We start from the raw sequence: 2,621 nt of genomic DNA, 5'->3' as shown, positions 1-2,621 counted from the left end.
TTTTCTGGTTGGACGGCTTCGCCGTCCCCGCCCAGCGCAGGTAACGCAAGCCGTTAGCCTGCTTCGCCAATAATAATCATGTCAATAAAAAACTCTCGTGTTCTCGTCGTTATAATTGTGATTTTAAGCATAGCCCTGGTCTTTGCACTTGGCAGTTCATTCAAGCCTTCAAAGCCTGAAACCTTGGCAATGTTGTTTTCGTTTCCAGATGGCGCGACTTGTGAACAACCTTGTTTGCTAGGTATTCAGCCCGATGTTACAACTCCAAATCAGGCGATTGATTTAATGAAGATACATCCTTATACAAAAGATAACGAAATTCGTAAAACTCAGTATAGTGGTCAAGATTATTTAAATGTAGGATTAGGTCAAAGTAATGCTTTACAAATAAAAGTAGATTATGAACTTAACAAGGTTTTAGAAGTGGCTTTGGAAAGCGGGGACAATAATGACATTGAAATTAACGGGGTTGCAATAAATTGGAGCGATATTCTCTCAGATTTAGGCTCACCCAAAGCAATCACAGCGTCGGCAGGAGATGGTGGCTTTGTTAGCCTTGCCGTTGGTCTTTATAGTGAAGGCTGGTGCGTACATGCTCGACCCGAAAATGCTGACGACCATCCGCCAGCCATTCCTTTAGATGAAAAAGTGATGAGAATTGAAATTAATTGCTTCTTCTTGGAAAATTTAGAAGATTTCAGGTAAGATAAACAAATTCTAAAGGCAGAGTCTCTTCTAAAACCAAACGCAGGCTAACAAAGCGTGCAGCGGACGGCGGGGATTCGGTGCGGTTTATGAGCATTTTTCACGCTGAAAGTTTTTTCTGCCCTCTGGACTCTTCTACTCCCGCCCCCCGTCCGCCGCTAACGCAAGCCGTTGGTTGCTGTCTTGCATAATGAAGTATTAAAAGCAACTCAAAGACAGTGGCTAACGGAAAATGTTGGTCATGGGAAGTTTATATTTTGGCGACAATCTCAACATTTTGCGCGAATACATAAAAGATGAAAGCATAAACTTGGTTTATCTCGACCCGCCGTTCAATAGCAAGCGAGATTACAACGTTTATCTAAAAACGCCAAAAGGACATGAGTCCGACGCTCAAATAACCGCCTTTGATGATACTTGGCATTGGGGCGAACAAGCCGAACGTGAGTTTTCAGAACTTTTACATCAGCAAAATACAGATGTCGCTGAAATGATTCGTTCCTTGCGCCGCTTTTTGAAAGAAAGCGATTTAATGGCGTATCTCACGATGATGGCTAATCGTTTAGTTGAACTTCACCGAGTTTTGAAATTAGACGGAAGTTTATATTTACATTGCGACCCGACAGCCAGCCATTATTTGAAAATCGTTTTAGATACCGTGTTCGGCGCAGAGAATTTCAAAAGTGAAATTATTTGGAAAAGGTCAGCCGCTCATGGCGGCGCAGTAAGTTATAACGATATTCACGATGTAATTTTGTATTATTCAAAGTCTGAAAAGCCTATTTGGAATTCTCCTCGTGCGCCGTTTGATGAAAGTTATATTGAAAGTCATTATTCAAACGTAGATGAAAACGGAAAACGCTATCAACTCGTTTCAGCACATGGCGCAGGCGAAGGCGTGCCAAGAAAATTTGGAGATAAAGTAATTCCACCGCCTGCTGGACGGCATTGGATGTCCCAAGAACATATAGATAAAATGATGGCAGAAGGCAAGGTAGTTTTCACAAAAAGCGGTATGCCACGATACAAAAGGTTTTTGGATGAAACAGATGGAGTTCCATTAGGCACAGTTTGGGATGATATTTTTCCAATAAATTCACAAGCCGCCGAAAGACTTGGTTATCCAACACAAAAACCGCTTGCGCTTTTGGAACGTATACTTAAAGCATCAAGTAATAAAGGCGATGTAGTTTTAGATCCGTTTTGCGGATGTGGTACGGCAGTTCATTCCGCACAAATTCTTGAACGTGATTGGATTGGAATTGATATAACTCATTTGGCAATCAGTTTAATTGAAAAGCGCATGAAAGACGCTTTTCCCGAAATTCAATTTGATGTTCACGGAACGCCAGCAGATTTTGAAGGAGCAAAAGAATTAGCCGAGCGAGATAAATACCAATTCCAGTGGTGGGCTTGTTCTTTAATCAACGCCCAGCCATTTCAAGGAAAGAAAAAAGGTTCGGACGGCGGCATTGATGGATTAATTTTCTTTCAAGATGATAATTCTGGCGCAAAGAAAATTGTCGTTTCTGTAAAAGGCGGTAACAATGTTGGCGTTTCGATGGTGAAAGATTTGATTGCCACCGTTGAAAATGAGAAGGCAGAAATTGGTTTATTTGTTACGCTCGCCGAGCCTACAAAGCCAATGCTTGTACAAGCCGCAACCGCTGGTTTTTATCAATCGCCGCACATGGGCGAGTTTCCAAAAATTCAGATTTTGACGATTGCCGAGTTATTCTCTGGCAAAAAGCCGCTATATCCTGATTTATCTCGTGGCGGTTTGAATTTCAAAAAGGCGAAAGTCGAAAAGAGAAAGACCGAGCAAAAGAAGTTGTTGTAAAATCAAGAGCGCAACCAACACAGCGTGCACCTGACGCTGGGGATTCTGCGCACATCCCAAGCAGTTTTCACGCCTT

2 protein-coding genes are annotated in these 2,621 nt (G+C 42.2%); both read left to right on the top strand.

The window, feature by feature from the left end; genetic code table 11:
* Positions 1-117: 117 nt before the first annotated feature.
* Positions 118-705, top strand: a complete 588-nt coding sequence (locus LC115_00880; GenBank protein MCZ2355234.1) for a hypothetical protein — start codon at positions 118-120, stop codon at positions 703-705.
* A gap of 241 nt (positions 706-946) precedes the next feature.
* Positions 947-2,545: a restriction endonuclease gene (locus LC115_00875; protein MCZ2355233.1), complete on the top strand. Its 1,599-nt coding sequence runs from the start codon at positions 947-949 to the stop codon at positions 2,543-2,545.
* Positions 2,546-2,621 lie beyond the last annotated feature (76 nt).

This window comes from Bacteroidia bacterium (assembly GCA_026932145.1).
Classification (GTDB): domain Bacteria; phylum Bacteroidota; class Bacteroidia; order J057; family JAIXKT01; genus JAIXKT01.
The sequence above is the reverse complement of the archived record's forward strand: the minus strand, read 5'-3'. Positions and strand labels throughout refer to the sequence as shown.